13 protein-coding genes and 1 pseudogene are annotated in these 19,425 nt (G+C 70.3%); 5 read left to right on the top strand and 9 right to left on the bottom strand.

Going from position 1 to position 19,425, the window contains the following annotated elements:
* Window positions 1-7 precede the first annotated feature (7 nt).
* The 4 genes and pseudogenes from AC08OT_RS09700 to AC08OT_RS09685 all read right to left on the bottom strand — a co-directional run bounded on the left by AC08OT_RS09700 (window position 8) and on the right by AC08OT_RS09685 (window position 5,208).
* Window positions 8-709: a MurR/RpiR family transcriptional regulator gene (locus AC08OT_RS09700; protein ID WP_476602741.1), complete on the bottom strand. Its 702-nt coding sequence runs from the start codon at window positions 707-709 to the stop codon at window positions 8-10.
* Window positions 710-936: 227 nt separating this feature from the next.
* Window positions 937-3,416: pseudogene (locus AC08OT_RS09695) on the bottom strand (HelD family protein).
* Between the two features lie 428 nt (window positions 3,417-3,844).
* The gene (locus AC08OT_RS09690) at window positions 3,845-4,414 is read right to left on the bottom strand and encodes a type 1 glutamine amidotransferase domain-containing protein (RefSeq protein WP_462188293.1); all 570 of its coding nucleotides are present in this window, start codon (window positions 4,412-4,414) and stop codon (window positions 3,845-3,847) included.
* A gap of 134 nt (window positions 4,415-4,548) precedes the next feature.
* Complete coding sequence (locus AC08OT_RS09685; protein ID WP_476592760.1) at window positions 4,549-5,208, bottom strand: HhH-GDP family DNA glycosylase; 660 nt, start codon at window positions 5,206-5,208, stop codon at window positions 4,549-4,551.
* 275 nt (window positions 5,209-5,483) lie between these two features.
* On the opposite strand from AC08OT_RS09685, the gene AC08OT_RS09680 reads away from it, so the two are divergent.
* The 3 genes from AC08OT_RS09680 to AC08OT_RS09670 all read left to right on the top strand — a co-directional run bounded on the left by AC08OT_RS09680 (window position 5,484) and on the right by AC08OT_RS09670 (window position 10,379).
* Window positions 5,484-6,524, top strand: coding sequence for an Acg family FMN-binding oxidoreductase (locus AC08OT_RS09680; RefSeq protein ID WP_462203886.1), 1,041 nt, complete (start codon window positions 5,484-5,486; stop codon window positions 6,522-6,524).
* Window positions 6,525-7,090: 566 nt separating this feature from the next.
* Entirely contained in the window at window positions 7,091-8,290 is a 1,200-nt protein-coding gene (locus tag AC08OT_RS09675) for a serine/threonine-protein kinase (RefSeq protein WP_476602740.1), read from the top strand.
* Window positions 8,291-9,491: 1,201 nt separating this feature from the next.
* Window positions 9,492-10,379, top strand: coding sequence for a hypothetical protein (locus AC08OT_RS09670; RefSeq protein WP_476592762.1), 888 nt, complete (start codon window positions 9,492-9,494; stop codon window positions 10,377-10,379).
* A gap of 111 nt (window positions 10,380-10,490) precedes the next feature.
* Here AC08OT_RS09670 and AC08OT_RS09665 read toward each other — a convergent pair whose 3' ends face one another.
* From AC08OT_RS09665 to AC08OT_RS09645, 5 genes are all read right to left on the bottom strand, one after another.
* On the bottom strand, window positions 10,491-13,046 hold the full coding sequence (locus AC08OT_RS09665) for an FHA domain-containing protein (protein WP_476592763.1): 2,556 nt from the start codon (window positions 13,044-13,046) through the stop codon (window positions 10,491-10,493).
* A gap of 808 nt (window positions 13,047-13,854) precedes the next feature.
* Window positions 13,855-15,042: an LmeA family phospholipid-binding protein gene (locus AC08OT_RS09660; protein ID WP_476592764.1), complete on the bottom strand. Its 1,188-nt coding sequence runs from the start codon at window positions 15,040-15,042 to the stop codon at window positions 13,855-13,857.
* 272 nt (window positions 15,043-15,314) lie between these two features.
* Window positions 15,315-16,121: an SDR family NAD(P)-dependent oxidoreductase gene (locus AC08OT_RS09655; RefSeq protein WP_476602739.1), complete on the bottom strand. Its 807-nt coding sequence runs from the start codon at window positions 16,119-16,121 to the stop codon at window positions 15,315-15,317.
* A gap of 65 nt (window positions 16,122-16,186) precedes the next feature.
* The gene (locus AC08OT_RS09650; RefSeq protein WP_462186483.1) at window positions 16,187-16,342 is read right to left on the bottom strand and encodes a hypothetical protein; all 156 of its coding nucleotides are present in this window, start codon (window positions 16,340-16,342) and stop codon (window positions 16,187-16,189) included.
* 51 nt (window positions 16,343-16,393) lie between these two features.
* Window positions 16,394-18,031 (bottom strand): FAD-binding oxidoreductase, encoded by a 1,638-nt coding sequence (locus tag AC08OT_RS09645; protein ID WP_476595960.1) that lies wholly within the window; start codon window positions 18,029-18,031, stop codon window positions 16,394-16,396.
* Window positions 18,032-18,208: 177 nt separating this feature from the next.
* Here AC08OT_RS09645 and AC08OT_RS09640 point away from each other — a divergent pair, with 177 nt between their 5' ends.
* A complete protein-coding gene (locus AC08OT_RS09640; RefSeq protein ID WP_476602738.1) occupies window positions 18,209-18,835 on the top strand; it encodes a TetR/AcrR family transcriptional regulator in 627 nt (208 codons plus the stop codon).
* On the top strand, window positions 18,832-19,425 hold a 594-nt coding region (locus AC08OT_RS09635), incomplete at its 3' end, for an FAD-dependent oxidoreductase (RefSeq protein ID WP_476602737.1). The genes AC08OT_RS09640 and AC08OT_RS09635, both read left to right, overlap by 4 nt.

Genomic DNA, 19,425 nt, shown 5'->3' with positions numbered 1-19,425 from the left:
GATCAACTTATTTAATGATGATCCCTTGGTACCGGGTTTTACGACTCCCGGCGACGAGCACGGTTGTCGCGACCTCCGTCAACGGGCTGCTGTGAAAACTGGTGATCGCGATAACCGCGGCACCGGCGGCGTGTGCGCCGCGAGCAGCGCCTACGGTCTCATGAGTCGCCCCGGTGTGACTCACCGCAACCGCGACATCATCCGGCCCGAGCAGGCGTGCCTGCACGTGCTGCGTGTGCACATCCGGCGGGAAGCTGGCCGGGACGCCGATCGTGGCCAGCCGAAACGCCCCGTCCGCGGCAATCGGTGCGCTTGTGCCGACCCCCAGAAAAAGAACACGCCGCGCCGCATGGAGCGCCTCAACGGCATCGGCAAGCGCACCCGCGCCCACGCTCATCGGGACGCGCGACAGTGCCTGACCGTTCGAGGCCGCCAGCTTGGCAAGCACCTGATGCACGGTGTCGCTGGGATCGATGTCCTCCCGGGGGCATTCACCGAGCGGCAGAAGATCTTGAGCTAGAGCGATCTTGGCTGCCTGGAAACCCTTGAAGCCGAGACTTTGGCACGCGCGGACGACCGTGGCGACCCCCACCCCCGCGGCAGCGGCGACCTCGGATACCGAAAGATTAAGGATCTCCGCTCCCGGCTCCAGCAACGCTTCGAGGACCCGGGCCTCGCTCGGAGCGAGATCCGCGGCGGCCCCCCGCACCCGTTCAGCAAGGGTGCCAGCCGGCTCGTCAGCAACGCTCGCCGCGCCGGTCTCACTGGGCCTGGTCGTCACATCCACGAACCTAGCCACACGGAACAACGTTCCGATGAACGATGGATGGACATTTTATATCAAGAAAATATCGGAATTTTGTTCCGACGCTGCTCCTCACGCAGGGCTAGCTGGTATTTGCGGACGGATCCGGAACCCGTCCGCGGGCGGGCACATTACCGCCGGGCGAGTCGGCCCAGTACCGGCGGAAGCTCGCCGGAATACACCACGGTCAGGAAACGGGTGGCCCGGGTCAGCGCGACGTAGAGGTCGGCGAGCCCCCGGGTCGGCCCGGCCAGCAACGCGGCCGGTTCCACCAGCACCACCGCGTCGAACTCGAGACCTTTGCTCTCCGCCACGCTCAGCACCACCACCGGCGCGTCGAGAGCGTTGCCGACGGCGCTGGCGGGGTCGACGGAGTCCGCCGCGACCGCCAGATCCGGGAGGGCTGCCATGAGGGCGCCGCGCAGCCCCGGGATGTCCTGCGGGCGGCAGATCACGGCGACCCGCCCGTCGCCGACCTCGCTCGCGGCCCGGCTCGCCGCGTACACCACGGCGGCGACGAGGTCCCCGGGAGGCTCCTGGGCGAAGGTCCGCCTGCCCTTTAGCAGACCAGTCTTGAGCAGACCGACGAGGCCCGGGACATCGTCGGTCGTCACGTCGCCCACGCGCACCGCCGTCGGGGCACGGCCCACCGAACGCACTGAGAGGGGAACGGAGACCGTCGGGTCCTGCGCCCGCAGGACGTCGGCGGCAACGTCCATGATTTCCCGAGGTGTGCGGTAGTTGACGCTGAGCCGCTCGACCGTGAACCGGTTGCCGACCGCGGGCCCCAGCAGCTCCCCCCAGGACGTCGGCGCGCCCGGCCGGGCGGTCTCTGGGCCAGGTCACCGACGAGGGTCGCCGTGCGTCCCGGGCAGCGCCGCCACAGCAGCCACCACAACATCGGCGAGACCTCCTGGGCCTCGTCGACGATCAGGTGGCCGAAAGTCCAGGTGCAGTTCTCGCGGGCATGATCGGCGGCACTGCGCCGCGCCCGCGGCCCGCTCCACCGCTCGGCGAGCGCCTCGGTGTCAACCTGCCCCTCGAGCCCGAGCATGTCCACCACGCCCCGGGCGTACTCGCGTTCCTCCTCGCGTTCCCGCTCGGCACGGCGGGCGGTCTCGCGGCCGGTCTCCTCGCCCGGGTCGCCGAGCAGCTCGGCGGCCTCGTCGAGCAGCGGCACATCGGCCGGAGCCCACGCCCGCTCGACCCGCTCGACCCGCTCGGCGGCCGCTGTACCCGCCGTACCCACGCCGTCGCGCTGCACCGGGATCCGGACGGACGCTGCGGCCGTCCGCCGGTCCTCGAGCAGAGATCGTTCCGCCGGGGTGAGCCGGCTACCCGCCGCACGCGCCAGGGCCGCCGGATCGGCGAAGAGCTCCTCGAGGAGCCGCTGGGGGGTCAGCAGCGGCCAGAGGCCGTCGAGCACCGTACGGACCTCTTCCGCCGACCACAGGTCCCGGATGATCTGGCCGCGTTCGTCGGCATCGAGCAGCCCGCCCGGGATCTGGTTCACCACCTGGGTGGCCAGCTCTGCCAACAGCTCGCGCAGGAAGATCCGACGGGCCGAGTTGTGCGGGCGGCGGCTGCGCCGCGCCCGGGTGCGGGCCCGCGCGACCGTGTCGCGACCGAGGCGCAGCATGTGATCGTCGTAGGGGATGAGCACCTCTCGCCGCGGCAGCCGCTGCCGGTCCCTGACGGCGGCGGCGATGACCTCGGCCATCCGCGGATCACCCTTGAGCGCAGCGGTCGCGGCGTCCTCGACGCCGTGCGCGTCGACCCCGGGAAAGAGCCGTCCCGGCGTGGCGAAGATCACCTCGGTCTCCCCGAGGGAGGGCAGCACCTGGTCGATGTAGCGCAGGAACACCGGACTCGGCCCCACGATCAGCACGCCGGACTGGTCGAGTCGAGCCCGGTCGTTGTAGAGCAGATAGGCGGCACGGTGCAGCGCCACCGCGGTCTTACCGGTCCCCGGTCCACCGTCGACGACGAGCACGCCGTTCGCCCGCGCCCGGATGATGCGGTCCTGCTCGGCCTGCAGAGTGGCGATGATGTCGTGCATGCGCCCGGTCCTGGGCGCGGCCAGCGCCTCGAGCAACATCGTGTCGCCGGACGCCGTCACCCCGCCGGGCTCGCTCGTGCCGGTGCCAGTGCCGGTGGCCGTGCCGGCCGGCAGGCTCAACGGGTCGTCGGCGATGCCGGTGACCTCCCGGCCCTTGGTCCGCAGATGACGCCGCCGCACCAGACCGTGCGGATCGGCCAGCGTCGCCCGGTAGAAGGCGGTGGCCACCGGGGCCCGCCAGTCCACCAAGATCGGTTCCTGCTCGCTGTCGGACAGGCCGATCCGGCCGATGTACGTCCGGCGCCCGTCGGCGTGGTCCATCGCGCCGAAACACAGCCGCCCTTCGGCGGCGTCGAGGCGGGCGAGCCGGTCGGCGTGGGTCGCCGCGAACACGTCACGTTCCACGAGTGACTGTGGGGTGCCCGTGCCACTTTCCAGCAGGACCCGGCGCAGCTGCCCACGGGTGATCTCGCGGACCTCGTCCAACCGGATATACAGCGTGTCCAGGTACGCCTGTTCACGGGCGCGCTCGACGTCCTGCATGGTCGGCACCGGCTCTCCTCCCGGTCGCGGTCGGATTCTTGGGCTGCGGCTTCCCGGGGTGCGGGCCGACGCCGTCAGGTGAGCCAGGGAGAGTAACAGCCCCTCCCCTGCAGATCTTCCCGGCCCGCCTGGTGACCCGGCTCCGGTGACCCCACCCTGGTAACGACATGTCCACGACAACGACGGCGTGTCCACGAACGACCACGGCAACCACGGCAAGCCGGCCCGCCATCCGGCACGGCGGCCGGAATGCCGCATCATCGCTGTTCCAGGTTACAGATGTCCGGCGACGGGATACACCGCAATGATCCACCTGGTGCGGGGTAGCGACCAACCTGATCCGAGGTAGCAGACGGCCCGGGCGAAGGAGCCGTTTCCGGCGGTTCCTTCGCATCCACGGTGAACGGCGTCCCGAGCTGGGGCGTCCACCGAGGTAATCAGACGCCCACCGAGGTGAGATGCTCCACCAGGGTGCCGTCGAAGGCCGGCAGATCATCCGGCCTGCGGCTGCTGATCAACGTGTTCGGCCCGGACCGGCAGATGACGACCTGCTCGTCCACGACCTCGGCCCCGGCGTTGCGCAGATCGGTGCGCAGGCTCGGCCAGCTCGTGATGCGCCGTCCGCGGACCACGTCCGCCTCAATCAGGGTCCAGGGAGCGTGGCAGATCGACGCCACCGGGCGGCCGGCATCGAAGAAGTACCGGACGAACTCGACAACACCCGGCTGCCACCGCAACTCGTCCGGATTGGCGACTCCGCCGGGCAGCACCAGCGCGTCGAAGTCCGCGGGATCCGCCTCGGCGACCGTGACGTCGACCGGGAAGGTGTCCGCGGGGTCCAGGTGCCGGAACGCCCGCACCCTGCCTCCCTCCGTCGACACCAGCACCGGGCTCAGGCCGGCCTGCTCGATGGCCTTCCACGGCTCGGTGAGTTCGACCTGCTCGACGCCCTCCGGTGCCACCAGAAACGCGATCTTGCGTTGAATCCTGTCGTCGTGCGTCGTCATCGACACGTCCTCCTGCCTGATTCCTGTCTGCCTGCTGTCTGCTTGCCGTCTGACTCCTGCCCGCCTCCTGTCTGCCTGCTGCCCGCCTGCTGTCTGCTCCTGTCTCGCCAGCTGGGGTCGGGACCGGACGGGCGTCAGGGCCTGCTCGCCGCCTCCCGCAGGTCGGTGACGTCGTGCTCGAGACGCGCCCGCACCAGCGCAGCGACCAGCCGCGGGAAGTCCTGCCGGTCGACCAGTGCGGCGAGCCTCGCCGGGCCGGTCGGCAGCCCGAGGGCTCCAGCCGTTCTCCGGGTAGGTTCGTCGAGGTAGGGCACCAGCTCGTCCCATCCCGCCTGCGCCTCGCGCAGGAAGATGTCGGCACCGACCGGACCGATCCCCTTGATCTTCTGCAGCAGCTCCCGCTCCCGGTCCGGGGAGTACTCGGCGGCATCCCGCAGCCGGCGGACATCACCGTCGTAGGTGTCCATCAGGTAACGGCAGGCCGCCTCCAATGTCCGAGAGGTGCTCTCGTCGTAGCGCGCGTACCCGCTGCCGTTCAGCACCCGGGTACGGTCCTCCCAGGTCGCCTCGGCCATGGCTGCGGCGTCGGTCCAGCCGGCGTCCATCAGGGAACGGCAGGCGGCGACCGCGATCGACGTGCGGATCCGTGCGCTCGCGAGCAGGGCGAAGACGATCAGCCTGAACATCGCCTCCGCGGTGTCAGCCGGCGCGTCGGCGCCGATCTCGTCGGCGTAGGTCCGCCCATGCCGGGCGAGCAGTTCGGCGAGCACCGCCTCTGTGTCGGTTCCAGCCATGCAGTGGGGCTACCCGCGATACCCGCCATCACTCCGCTCCGCCCATGCGCTCCGCCCATGCGCTCCGCCCTGCCCGTGCCGTCCCGGCGGTACCCACCCACCACGTCCGCGGCGGTGCCTCGGGCCCGCCACCCGACGCCCCGACGCCCCGCCACCCGACGCCCGACTCCCGCCTGCCGGCCGTTGGTCCGCCCCGACTGTTCCCCTCGGCACATGCCCTCTACCCGGTCGGGAGGGCAGGCTGGGGGTAGACACTTAAGAGAAGGGAGGCTGAGATGTCCACCAAAGCAGCACGGTCCGTACTGGTTCCCCTGACTCCCGACCTGGCTCGGGAGGTGGTCGCCGCATCCGCCGCGGCGCCGTCCATCCATAACACGCAGCCGTGGCGCTGGCGCCTCGAGGCAGGCCGGCTCACCCTTCTCGCCGACAGCACCCGCCAGCTCAAGGTCGCCGATCCCGAGGGCCGGCAGATGCTGTTGAGCTGCGGAGCGGCGCTGTTCAACGCCCGGCTGGCGCTGCGGACCCGCGGCGAGGTCCCCGTGGTGGAGCCGCTACCCGACGGCGTCGACGACTTCCGCCCCGCCCCGCTCGCCACCATCTCGGTGATCGGCCATCAGCCTGCCGAGGACGACGAGCGGGCGTTGGCCGATGCCATCCCGCGGCGGCACACCGATCGCCGGCCGTTCGACGACCAGCCGTTGCCTGCCGAGGTAATCAGCCGCCTGCGTGCCGCGGCCGAGGCGGAGGGCTGCTGGCTCACCGCGCCGATCGACCCGGAGCTGCGCGTCCAGGTCAGCGTCCTGCTGTCCCGGGCGGACTGGATCGAGGCGCACAACGTGGCCTACCGGGAGGAACTGGCCTCGTGGAGTCGAACGGGATCCACGTCGGCCGATGGCATCCCGCGCAGCGCAGTCGTCCACACCGACGCCCCGCGCCAGTCCGAGTTCCCGATGCGGGACCTCGACGTGGTCGGCGAGGCGGGGACCGTGCTGGACGAGACGGGTGTGGAACGGCCCGGCATCCTGATCATCGGCACCGATGCGGACACGACCGCCGATCGGCTGCGCGCTGGGCAGGCGATGCAGCGTGTGCTGCTCACCGCCACCTTGCTCGGTCTCGCCTCGTCGCCGATGTCGCAGGCGATCGACGTCGAGGGCATGCGGGAGCAGTTCCGCGGCACCACCAGCGGTCTCGGGCACGTCCAGATGATCCTGCGGGCCGGCTATCCCGAGCCGGGTGCACAACCGCTCGGCCCCACTCCCCGCCGGGACGTCGACGAGGTCCTGGAGGTCGTCGGGTCGGATGATCGGGCGTAGCACCGTTCGGCCGTTCGCGTTCGGCCGTGCAGCGTTCCTTCCTGACACATTCGGCGAAAGCCGCACAGATACGGGGTTGTGTGGGCCGCCAGCCGCTTTGATCGGGGACCAGACCGGGTCGCCGGTGGACCGACCGGCAATCGGAGGTGTCGCGAGGTCCGCGACGGCTCGGTCGTGACTCGGGGGGTTCCCGGGGACGCGGCGCGGCGTTCCCGGGAGACTCCCCCGCCCGGGCCTTGGTCGGCCCCGGTCGACCCCGGCCGTACCCGGTCAGAGACCCCGACCGCCCCTGGTCGCCCCCCGGCCGACCAGGAGGCAGGACGTGACCGGATGACAGAAGCCACGCGGGCGCCGAATGCCTGTCGCTGCATTGACATCGAGGTGGCGGGGGCTATCGGGGCCCCGACAGCCCGGTGCCCGGTCACTCTCGCCTAAGATTTTGCCAGCGGTTGACCGTAATGGTTGATCGGGACATTCCGTGATGGATCAAGAGTCGGTGCGCGTCCACCGGCGAGCCCGCGACCTGCGCGGCGTTCCCGCGCGAGGCCGCGGTCGGCACGCGGCGGGTGGGGGTACAGGTCGATGATGTCATCGGATGCGGGTGTGGCCGGCACGATCCGCCCCCCCTTGGCCCGGACGACCCCCACGAGCTCGGCTCGTACACGCTGCTGGGCAAACTCGGCCAGGGTGGAATGGGCATAGTCTATCTGGGCCGCTCCGGGAAGGGCCGGCTCGTCGCCATCAAGGTGATCCGGAATGAGGCTGTCGGGAACCCCGAGTTCCGAGCCCGGTTCCGGCTGGAGGCCGAGACCGCCCGGCGAGTCGCCCGGGTCTGCACCGCTGAGGTGCTCGACGCCGATCCGGACGCCGAGTGGCCCTACCTGGTCACCGAGTTCATCGAGGGCGAGACCCTCGCCCGGTACGTCCAGCGCAACGGCCCGCTCGCCGATGCCAACCTCGAACAACTCGCGGTCGGCGTGGCCGCGGCGCTCACCGCCATCCACAGCGCCGGGATCGTGCACCGCGACCTCAAGCCCGCGAACGTCATCCTCTCACCGTTCGGCCCCCGGGTGATCGACTTCGGTATCGCCCGGGCGGTGGACGCCGGCAGTAACCTCACCGGCGATCTCCAGCAGCTCGGGACGCCGGCGTTCATGTCCCCGGAGCAGATCGAGAGCCGGCCGATCACTTCGGCGGTCGACATCTGGGCGTGGGGTGGCCTCGTCGCCTTCGCCGCCACCGGGCACTACCCCTTCGGTGAGGCCTCGGCGCAGGTGCTGCTCTACCGCGCCCTACACGAGGAACCGCGGCTCGACGACGTCGACCCGGCGCTGCGCCCGATCGTCTGGCACGCGATGCGCAAGGACCCGAGCGCCTGCTCGGCGACCCGTCGGGCACCGGCCCGGACGCTGCCGCCGCCGTCAACCCGCAGGACGTCACGAACATCCTGCAGGGCTGGAAGCTGCCAGTGCCCGGCCCGGGCGCACCGGTCACGGGCGCACCGGGCCCCACGGGGCCGGCTTCCCCGCAACGGCAGTGGCCCCCGTCAGCAGCGGTTACACCGTCGACCAGGACGCCCCGACCCGGCTACCCGCCGGTGCCGGCGGTCACGGGAGTCCCGGCGGTCCCGGGGGCGGTGGAGCCGATGCTCCCGGCCGGCAGGGCGGCGCGGGCGGGAACAGGAACCGCACCCCGCTGCTCGTCGGTGGGGGTGTCGTAGTCGTCGGCGCGATCCTCGCGGGAGTACTCGCCCTCAGCTCGGGTGATGACGGCGGCTCCGGGACCGACGCAGCCAATCCGGCCACCATCTCCGGGACTCCGGCCACGTCGCCCCAACCAGCCCCATCGGCCCAATCAGCGGCCTTCACGCTGCCCAGGGCGGCCCAGCCGCTTGGCAAGGACACCCTCGTCTACGCGTCCAACCGCAACGGCAACTACGATCTGTTCACCGGGCAGGTCACGGACAACGGGCTGCTCGCGAACGACAAGCCGATCGTCACCGGTCCGGACCAGGAGATGCTGCCCGCGATCAGCGACGATCGCAAGACGATCGTCTACTTCAAGAAGGGCAGCCCGAATACGCTGCAGGCGATTGCCGCCGACGGCTCCGGGAAACCGGTACAGCTGTTCACCTCGGGCCCGGCCGCCGGGCTGGCGATCGCGGACGACGCCCGGCCCTCGCTCTCCCCCGACGGCGGCTTCCTGGTCGTCCGTTCCACCAGGGATCAGACCGGAACGCCGAACCCCGGCCTGTATGTGGTGAAACTGGACGGCTCGAGCGTGCGGCGGCTCAACGCGAAGCCGCAGGCGACCGACCCCGCCTGGTCGCCGGACGGCGAGCGGATCGCCTACTGGTCGAACAACACCGGTGGCGACCGCGGCTTCATCGTGGTGATCCCGGCCCAACCGGATGCCCAGGCGACCCCGATCACGCAGGACCAGGGTAACGGGGACTCGGACCCGGTCTGGTCCCCGGACAGCAGGAAGATCGCTTTCACCCGGGCGAAGAACGGCGATCTGGAGATCTTCGAGATGAACTCGGACGGCACCGACGCCCGGCAGCTCACCCGGGTGCACGGGGACGACCAGGACCCGGCCTACGCGCCGGACGGTCGCATCGCCTTCAGCGGGCAGCGCAATCCCACGGACCCTGGTGACCGGCAACTCTACGTTCTGAATCCGAACGATCCGAACAATCCGAACAATAGTGACCGCAAGCTCACCACTACCGGCGGGTTCAACGGCCACGCCCGTTGGAACGCCGGCTGAGCTCCTTGCCTATCCAGAGGGATAAATCGGGCGCAAAAGCCTCTGGATAGACAAGGAAGCCGGCGAGAGGGGCCGGTTATGCACAGATCGCGAACGAGCCCGGCAGGATGCTCGAACCGTGATCGACACTGGGGACGTGACCCAGTCCTATGAGAGTCCTATGAGAAGGTCGTCGCACTCGCCCGCAAGCAGGACGACATGATCACCCGTCGGCATGCCCGGCAGCTCGGGATGTCGGACCAAGCGATCAGCGTTCGTAGACGCAGGCACGGCTGGACCTCCCCGGTGCGGGGCACGTTGCTCGTGCCGCCCATTCGGGACGAAATCCGGGCCCGTGCCCGAGCGGCGCTGTCGATCGTCGGAGGGACGATCTGCGGACGTACCGCGGCCCGACTGCACGGCCTTCCCGCCCTCTCCCGCTGGCGGCCCGACGAACCCGTCGATGTCGCGCTGCCCGGTGAGGGAGGACTTCGTCAGCGTCGCGGTTGTCACCGGCATTGGATGACGGTCCGCGGTGGCGAGACCATCGACCTCGACGGCATCCGTACCACCACGGTTGCCCGAACGTTGGAAGATCTGGCCCTACTGTGCGACCGCGAGCTGTTCATCTGTGTCCTCGACGCTTTTGTTCACCAACGCCGTCTATCCCGGAACGAGCTGTTCAATCTTCGCACACGCGTGCAGGAACGCCGCAATGGTGATCGTGCGGACGGATGGTGGTCAAAGATCGACGGGCGGGCAGAGTCACCGCTGGAGACGCGTGTGCGGCTCCTTCTCGATGACGCCGGGCTGGCGCCGGACGAGCTTCAATGGATAGTCCACGATCCCCGGCACGGCCGGCCGGTGGCACGGCTCGATCTCGCCTGGCCGTCGCTGCGGGTCGCGATCGAAGCGGACGGCGTCGGGCCGCACGGTGAGCCGGAGGCTCTTCATCGCGATCGGGCACGTCAGAACGACCTCGTCCGTCTCGACTGGGATGTTCTGCGCTTCACCTGGCACGATGTCACGACGGAAGCGGCGAGAACGACGGAAGTCGTCCGGATGGCACTTCTCCGAGCCCGTGCAGGTGGCCCTGCCGAAGCGTGAATCCCGCCGGCCGACCCGGGACCCGGGGACCCGGGACGCCCGAGGCTCCCGGCTTCCTTGCCTATCCAGAGGCTTTTGTGTCCGATTTATCCCTCTGGATAGGCAAGGGGCCTAGCGGGGTGGGCCGCTGACCGGTGCGGCGGTGGCGCGTTTGACGGTCTTCGGGTCCATCCGGCGGATCAGGAAGGAAGTAATGATCACAAGGAGGACGCCGACGACGAGACCGGCGACAATGTCGGTGAGGTACGCCGAGGCGCTGTGGTCGAAGAAGGGGTCATCGACGACCTTCGGGTTCACCGGCTTCTGGTTGTCTGGCCGTAGCACGCCGGCCAGGGTGATGCGGTTCAGGTCACCGACCGAGGCCATCGACGCGAAGCCCCAGCGGGCCGGCGCGATGTAGCTGATCTGCTCCAGACCGGGCGTGCCCTTCACCGGCACGATGCCACCGCTGAAGATGAGCTGGGCCATGGTGATCAGTACCAGGAGCGGCATGGTCTTGTCCGCGTTGTCGACCATCGCCGAGATCACCAGCCCGAGCATGGCCGACGCAAGCGAGACCACAATCACGGCGATGAGCAGTTCGAGCAGGGCGTTCCCGAGCACGACACCCTTGTCCGGCGTTCGCCCGGCAAGACCGATCAACGTGAACGGGATCGCCTGGGCAACAGTGATCATAACAAGAACGAGGATCTTCGAACCGACATACGCGGTCCGAGACAGACCGATGGCTCTCTCTCTTCGGTAGATCGCCCGTTCCTTGACGATCTCTCTGACCGAGTTCGCCATTCCCATGAAACAGGCACAGAGAACCATGATCAAAAGAACTGTCGGGGCATCCGAGTTCGGCGAGAACTGTTTGGTCTGTTCGGCCGTGAGATCAAAGTTCCCGCCGATGGCCCTGGGTATCAGCCCGAGCAGGAACGGGAAGGCGATAATGAGCCGCAGGTATGACTTGTCGGATGCGATGACGGCCATTGTTCGTCGGCTCAGCGTCACAAGCTGCGAGATCACCGACTGCTGCCGCAGCGAGGGCAGCTCCTCGGGAGCCGGCCGGGCCGACGGAGCAGTGATCGAGGCGGGCACGTAGTACCGCGAGTTGCGGAACTTGGCGGCCGACTCGGCCCCGGGCATCGCCTCCAGGGTGAGGAAGACGTCCGGGTAGTCCCGCTTGCCGAAGAAGGGCAGCGCGTCCTGCGGCGGACCGAAGTAGGCCACGTAGCCGCCGGGTGCGAGGACGAGGATGTAGTCGCACAGGTCGAGCTGGGCGACGCTGTGGGTGACCACGACGATCGTCCGGCCGTCGTCCGCGAGCTTGCGCAGCGACTCCATGACGTTCTTGTCCATGCCCGGGTCGAGGCCGGAGGTCGGCTCGTCGAGGTAGAGCAGGGTCGGCCGGGTCAGCAGCTCCAGGGCCACCGAGGTCCGCTTGCGCTGGCCGCCGGACAGCCGGGAGACCTGGGTGCTGGCGTGCTGGGTGAGGCCCAGCTCGGCGAGCACCTCGTCGACCCGGGTGCGCCGCTCCGCCTTCGTGACGTCCGGCGGGAAGCGCAGCTCGGCGCCGAACTCGAGTGCCTTGCGGACGGTGAGCGAGGTATGCAGCAGGTCCTCCTGCGGCACGTAGCCGATCCGGCGCCGCAGTTCGTCATACTCTGAGTAGAGGTCCCGGCCGGCGTAGCGCACGGTGCCCTTGTCCGCGGGGCGGAAGCCGGTGAGCGCGTTGAGCAGCGTCGACTTACCCGCCCCGGACGGCCCGACGACGCCCAGCAGCGCCCGGCCGGGCAGCTTGAACGTCATGTCGTGCATGAGCTGCTTCTGACCGGCCCAGACGTTCAGGGCGTCGGCCTCGAAGCTGACGTCACCGGAGTCGATGTACTCGACGAGCTGGTCGCCCTCGAGCTGGAAGACGTGGTGACCGACGGCGATGACGTCGCCCTGGCCGACGGACGCCCGGTTGATCCGACGACCGTTGACGAACACGCCGTTGGCGGAGTCGAGGTCGGCGATCTGCAGGCCGGACCGGCCGATGTAGAGCTCGGCGTGCCGGCGGGAGGCAAGCAGGTCGGTGATGACGATGTCATTGTCACGGGCACGGCCGATCGACATCGTGCCCGGGCGCAGCCGATAGGTGGTTCGCCGCTCGTGCTCCTGCTCGAGGCTGGTGACGCCACTCACCCGTTCGTCCCGACCCTGGTCGTCGTAGTCGTGCCCGCGCTGGGACGGATCGGTCGGCCCCTGATGCGAGGTCCCGCGCCCACCCCTCGAGGAGCCCGTGGGTCGTGGCGGAGAGTAACCGGCAACATTGGGCAGCATCGTCTGCATGTCGTAGCCGGGGTCGTACTCCGGCTCGTCCAGCGGCCTGCGGCCTTCCGGCACCTGGGGATGGATGACAACCTCGGGCCCGGTCGGAGCGCCGAGACGAAGCCGCACCTCACCGTGCACCGGGACGGTCTCGGGCATGCGCTGCCCGTCGATCCAGGTGCCGTTGGAACTGATGTCCCGAACGACCCACCCGTTGCCGGTCTGCTCAAGGAGGAGATGGCGACGGGAGACCCGGCTGTCCGCTATGACGTAGTCGGCGGTCCGGGCACGGCCGATGATGAACTGCGCCTCGGCCGGCACGGTAGCCGCACCGGCCTCGGTGACGACTCTCAGGAAGGTCGTCTGCACGTGTTTCCCCCTTCGCGACGGGACGCTGGCCGGGATGTCCCGCCGAACTCCACCTTGTCACTACGTTGTGCGGTGTCACTACGCTGTGCGGTTTTACCAGGTACTGCGGTGTCATCATGGCGCGCCGGGTCACCACCTCGCGCGGCCACTCGAGCCGCCGGATCACGTCGGATGCCCGATCGTAGCGTCGAGGGATGACCTTGATCCACCCCGGGTGACGATTTACCACCAGCTGAACGGCGATCGTTGCCGTCGCGTCGACTTCCGGGCATCTCTCGGGTTCCTGCCGCCTCATGATCGGTCGATTTACCGGTTACCCTGCACGAAACCTTCCGGGCCACGTCACCCTGAGTGGTCAGATCGTCTCGATGACCGTGCCCCGGAAGCGACGACGATGACGCATGTTCCCGTCCGGCACCCTATGAGGATGATGGTCGACGGTCCCCGACAGTGGCATCTGTCGCCGATCCGACCAGCGGCTGCAGGCCTCGGCGGCACCCGGGACGCACGCCACGGAAGTGGACGATCAGCCAACGGACGGCCACCGGAAATCGGCTGATGAAACGCCGGGAGGTGCCGCGCGTCGAACGATCGTCGACAGGTTGACGTACTCCGCGGGAAGGTCGACGTACTCCGGGAAGGACGTACTCCGGGGAGAGAGGGGCCATGGGCGGCCTCGACCGGATCCGATCCGGGCCCTGACCGCGGGGAGGGCGGTCGGTACGGCTCGACCACCGCGCGCGAGGCATTCCGGGTCGGCGCAACTGTGGCGGAAATCATGTCAGGGCTCAGGACCGCCACTCAGGGCTCAGGACGCCGGGAGCACCACGTCCTCGGCAGTCGCGGTGAGTGAGAGACCGGTCGCGTTCGTGGATGCCTCGACGATGCGGAGATGGAATGGCAGACCGGAGATCGGGATCGGGATGGACGGCAGAAGTTCTCCGGGGACACTGAATCCGAGGTTCACAGTTCCGGTGAGCTTCACCTCACTCGGCACCAGGGTGAGCATGTTGTTCCGGACCTCGAACGTCGTGATCCCACCGACCTGCTGGGTACCCAGCACCGGCACGTTGACGGTGCCAGTCACCTCGATCTCCTTTCCCCCGTCGACCGGCTTCACCTGCACCTGCTGCCCGGCGAGGTAGGCGTTGAGGTCGTTGTAGGTCATATCCACAGTGGCCCGCACGTGATCGACGGGCACCTGCCCGACATTGTTGGTGATGGCATCACCGAGCGGTACGTGTACACCCTTCAGATTGGCCTTCACCGACGAGATCTTCGGGCCCGGCGTCGGGATGCCCTCGATCTCTACTCCGATGTTGGTGAACTTCCCGAACAGGACCTGGGTAAGGAACGGGAATCCGCCGATGCTCACGCTCTTGACCGTCGGGATGGGATCACCCGGCTTGATGTTCTCGGCCACGCCGGCCTCGACCTGCTGGCGCATCTGATCCTTGGCTATCACCACGCTGACCCGGTCGCCCACGACGAACAGGACGATCAGGGCGACCAGCGCGATGAGCAGTTTCCGGCGCCGGCGACGCGGCTTGGCGGGCACGGCGGGCGTGCCGCCGCTTGGCGCCACGGCGAATCCCTCCGGGCCTCTACCGCCCCCGCCGGCGGCGCCGGGCAGCCGATCATGGGGTCCGCCGCCCTCGCGGGCGGTGATGTTCCCCATCCCCGTGGTCCCGGGCGCCGCACCCAGGACCGCGGTGCCGTCGTAGCCACCCTGAGCGCCGGAGCCGGCCGGCGGCTCATAACCAGCCGGCGGGTCACCCCTCCGGGTCGGCGCGGCCGGCCGCGCCGGCCGGAACGAGTCCGCGGGCGGCGGTGGTCCCATCGGCCGGAAGGACTCCGCAGGCGGCGGTGGTCCCACCGGGGCGCCCGGACGGGCCGGCCTGTTCTGGTTCGCGGGCCGCGTCCCATCACCGTCCGGAGGCATCACATGGGTGCTGTCCGCAGGCTGCTGCCCATCACCGTCACGTCCGTCGTTCACCGGTCCATCTCCTGCCATGCCGCGCCGGAGCACGCCGTCGCCCTGTCGATGTCCGCCTGGCGGTTGTCCTGTGCCTGGCCCTGCCGGATCGTCGCATGCTCCGTGCCTTCCGCACGGCCGCGGGTCCGATCATCCATGCGACATCGGTGTCGGATCCCCGACTTGACCGACCAGACCGGGCAAACCAGATACCATCGGCCACCGCCCGGAGCATGATCCGCCAGCCATCACCGGCCGTCACCCATGTCACCAGCGTCACCGCCGCTACCAGCTCACACCTCCAGCGGGAGCTGCGCCACCGGAGTGTCCCGTCTAGCCGGCGCGAGCCGGAAAACGTCGCCACGCGGGGCGGCGAACGCCTGCCAGAAGTGGTCCGCGACCACCCCCGGACGTAGCGGGCCCGCAGCGTCCACCCTGCCGTCGAGAACCACCGTGCGCAGCCGGACACCCCGCGCGGCCAGCATCGGCCGTACCGCATCGGCGAGGGCGGCGAGGCCTGCCTTGCCGATCGCCAGCGCGAACCGGCCGGCCACCGGCTCGGTGCGCGATCCGGCCGTGGTCAACAGGATGGTCGCGGCCGGCCGGTCCACGAGGAGGTCTGCCGCCACCTGCACCGCGGTGAGCGCGCCCGTGACGTTCACCGCAAGAGTCTGGTTCATCGTCTCGGCCTTCACCGTGAGGGCGCCGCCGCGGATGCTGAGCTTGGCGTTGTAGACAAGCACCGTCAGCCCCCCGACGTCGGCCGCCACCCGCTGGATGGCCGTGGTGAGGGCCGGCTGGTCGGTGACGTCGGCGACGGCGCCGTGCACCGCCAGGCCGTCCTCGGCGAGCTCGTCCCTCACCCGGGTCAGCGTGTCGGCGGACCGGGAGACGACTCCCAGGGCGAACCCCTCCCGGCCAAACCGGCGCAACAGGTCGGAACCGAAGCTCGCCCCCGGTCCCACGACGACGAGGCCGCGGGTCGCCGGGGCGAACTCCGGGTCCCCGGCACGGTCCCCGGCACGGTCACGATCACGGTCGACGCCACCGCCCGGCCCGCCGGGGTAACCCGGAGCCGGCTCGCACGGTCCGGTGCTCATGGCCTCATCCTGACGGAGACGCTGTCCGGACATCCCGGGGATCGACGGAACGCCCGGCCCGGTCTTCAGGGGTGGGCCCGCTGCTCCCGGGCGGCCTCGACGGCCGCCCGGGCCCGCAGCGGCGCGCAACGGTGGTAGGCCCAGCCCAGGGCCGCACCGACGATGACCACCGGGATCAGCAGGAAGAACAGGACAACCACACAGGCGGCAATGGTCTCCACACCCTTGGCCTATCCAGGCTCCCGGGTCGACCCGATGCGCCCGGTAGTGCCTCAGGCGACGAGAACCCCGGGGTTGAGGATGCCGGCCGGGTCCAGTGTCCGTTTGACCGCCCGGAGCACCTCGATACCAAGATCGCCGATCTCGGCGCCGAGCCAGGGCCGGTGCTCCGTCCCGACCGCGTGGTGGTGGGTGATCGTGCCGCCCGTGGCGACGACCGCGTCCGTGGCCGCGGCCTTGGCCGCCCGCCAGCTCCCGATCGGGTCGTCGCCCTCGCCGCAGACGACGGTGAAGTAGAGCGAAGCCCCCGTGGCGTACAGATGAGAAATGTGGCACATGACGACCGGTGCCAGGCCGGCGGCAGCCAGCGTCATGGTGAGCGCATCTCGGACGGCCGCGTACAGCCCGGGCAGCGCCGTCCAGAATCCCGCCGTTTCCAGGGTCTCGGCGAAGATGCCCTGGTCCAGCAGCGCGTCGCGCAGGTAGGGCGCCCGGAACCGACCCTGCTCCCAGTCCTGGCCGGCCGCCGCGCCGAGCCGTTTGGCGCCCCCGGCGAGCAGGACGGCAGCGACCGCCGCGGAACGCTGTTCCACCGCGCGATCGTCGCCTTCGTAGCCGGTCACCAGGTAGCAGCCGACGGCGCCGCCCCCGCGCTCGCCGCCCGACCGGGTCGGCCGCGCGAGCCCCGCGACGGTCTCCGTCTCGTCGGACAACCGGCATACCGTCGGCCGCAGGTCGCGGGCGGCGAGTGAGCGCAGCAGCCGGGTGCCGGTCGCGAAGTCGGGCACCGACCAGGCCTCGTAGCCGCGCCGGGCCGGCAGCGGCCGGACCCGGACCACGACCTGGGTGATCACCCCGAAGGCGCCCTCGGAGCCGAGTAGCAGCTCCCGCAGGTCCGGTCCGGCGGCCGACGCCGGGGCGCGGCCGAGCTCCCAGCCGCCCACCGGCGTGGCCACCCGCAGGCCGACGACCAGGTCGTCGAACCGGCCGTAGCCCCCGGATGCCTGACCGCTGGACCTGGTCGCCGCGTAGCCACCGATAGTGGCGTACTCCCAGGACTGGGGGACGTGCCCGAGCGTGAGACCGTGCTCGGCCAGCAACGCCTCGGCCCGGGGGCCCCGCAGCCCGGCGCCGAGCTCCGCGGTGCCGGAGTCGGGATCCACCCGGCCGAGCCGGTCCAGCCGGGCGAGGTCGAGGGCGACGGCGGCACGGTCGCCACGCTCGGGCGGCGCAAGGCCGCCGACGACCGAGGTACCGCCCCCGAACGGCACGACCACGAGGTGCTCTCTGGTCGCGACCCGCAGCACGCCGAGCACCTCGTCATGATCGGCGGGCCGGACGACCGCGTCGGGCGCGGCGGAGGCATCCCCCGCCCGCAGGTGCAACAGGTCGGTCGTCGAGCGGCCCCGGCAGTACCGGATGCGCGTGACATCGTCCACCCGGACCTCGTCGTCCCCGACGACCTCCGCGAGCGCGGCCCGGGCCGGATCCGGCAGCCGCGACGCGGGCAGGCGTACCTCGGCGAGCGGGACGGGCGGGCGAGGACGGGCGGGAATGCCGAGCCGAGCCAGCAGAAGGCGGGTGGAATCGGGCAGTGGGTCATGCGCCTCGGCGGGGCCCCAGCCCCACCAGACGGATTCGGCCGGGACGATCTCACGGGCTTTCTCGTGGGCCTCGTCGGTGCTCGTCATCGGCGTGCGTACCGCCTGTCCGATCCGGTGGTGCCTCGGTAGAATCTCTTGCGAGACAGTGTGACAGCCAACGTCACCTTATCACAAGGTCTCATCCTACGATGGCACATCCCGCGCGGCGGCGCCGCTCCCCGCGCCCGTGGCGACGGGCGGGAGGGAGGGAGGGTGGGAGGGTGGATGGCTCTCGCCGGCGAGGAGGCCGTCCTCGACGCGGCCAAGGCGTCCCTGCTGGCGGTCGGGGTCCGGCGGACCACCCTGACCGAGGTAGCGCGCCGCGCCGGAGTGAGCCGGATGACCCTCTATCGACGCTGGCCGGACCTGCGCTCGCTGGTCGGTGATGTGATGACCCGCGAGTGGACCCAGGTCGTGACGGCCGCGTCGGCCATGGCCCAGGCCGGGCCGGACGGCGGGCTGCTCGACGGCGGGCTGCTCGACGATCTCGTCGAGCACATCATCGCGACGGTGGAGGCGTTCCGCACCAACCCGCTCTATCTGCGGATTATCGAGACGGATCCCGAGCTGCTGATCCCATACCTGATCGAGCGACGTGGCGCCACCCAGCAGATGATCCTGGACCTGCTGGCGAGCCAGTTCCGCACCGCCGCGGCGAACGGCGCCGTGCGGCCCGCGGACCCGTCGGCGCTGGCCCTCATGGTCCTGCTCGTCGTGCAGTCCTTCGTCCTGTCCGCCGAGGCCCTCGGCTGCGGTGTCCCCGCGGCGACCCGGACCGCCGAACTGCGCCGGCTCCTGCGCGGCTACCTCGCGCCGGAACCGGTCAAGGAGAGCACTGGGGGATCACCATGACGGTTCTGACGCTCCGGCCGACCGCGGCGACCTCGTTGAACGCCGGGCGGCGGGAACGGGAGCTGGCCGCCGTCGCGGCCGGCGGCCCGGTGGACCTGCTGGTGATTGGCGGTGGGGTCACCGGGGCCGGGGTGGCCCTGGACGCCGCCTCCCGCGGCCTGTCCGTCGTCCTCGCCGAGGCGCACGACCTCGCCTTCGGCACGAGCCGATGGAGTTCCAAGCTCGTTCACGGCGGGCTGCGTTACCTGGCCACCGGAAACGTGGCGCTGGCGCGGAAGAGCGCCGTCGAACGCGACATCCTGATGCGGCACACCGCGCCCCATCTCGTGCGGGCGCTGCCCATGCTCACCCCGCTGACCCCGGGAGTACCGCGGTCGAACGCCGCGCTGGTCCAGGCCGGGGTGTGGCTCGGCGACCTGCTGCGCCGCGGCGCGGGCACGCCCCGCGCGGTCCTGCCCGGCCCACGCCGGCTGACCGCCGTGGAGACGCTCGGGGTGGCTCCCGCGCTCCGGGAAGCCGGGCTGCGCGGCGGGGTGCTGCACTGGGACGGCCAGCTCGTTGACGACGCCCGTCTCGTCGTCGCGCTGGCC

This window comes from Frankia sp. CgJB1, from assembly GCF_977947065.1.
The sequence above is the reverse complement of the archived record's forward strand: the minus strand, read 5'-3'. Positions and strand labels throughout refer to the sequence as shown.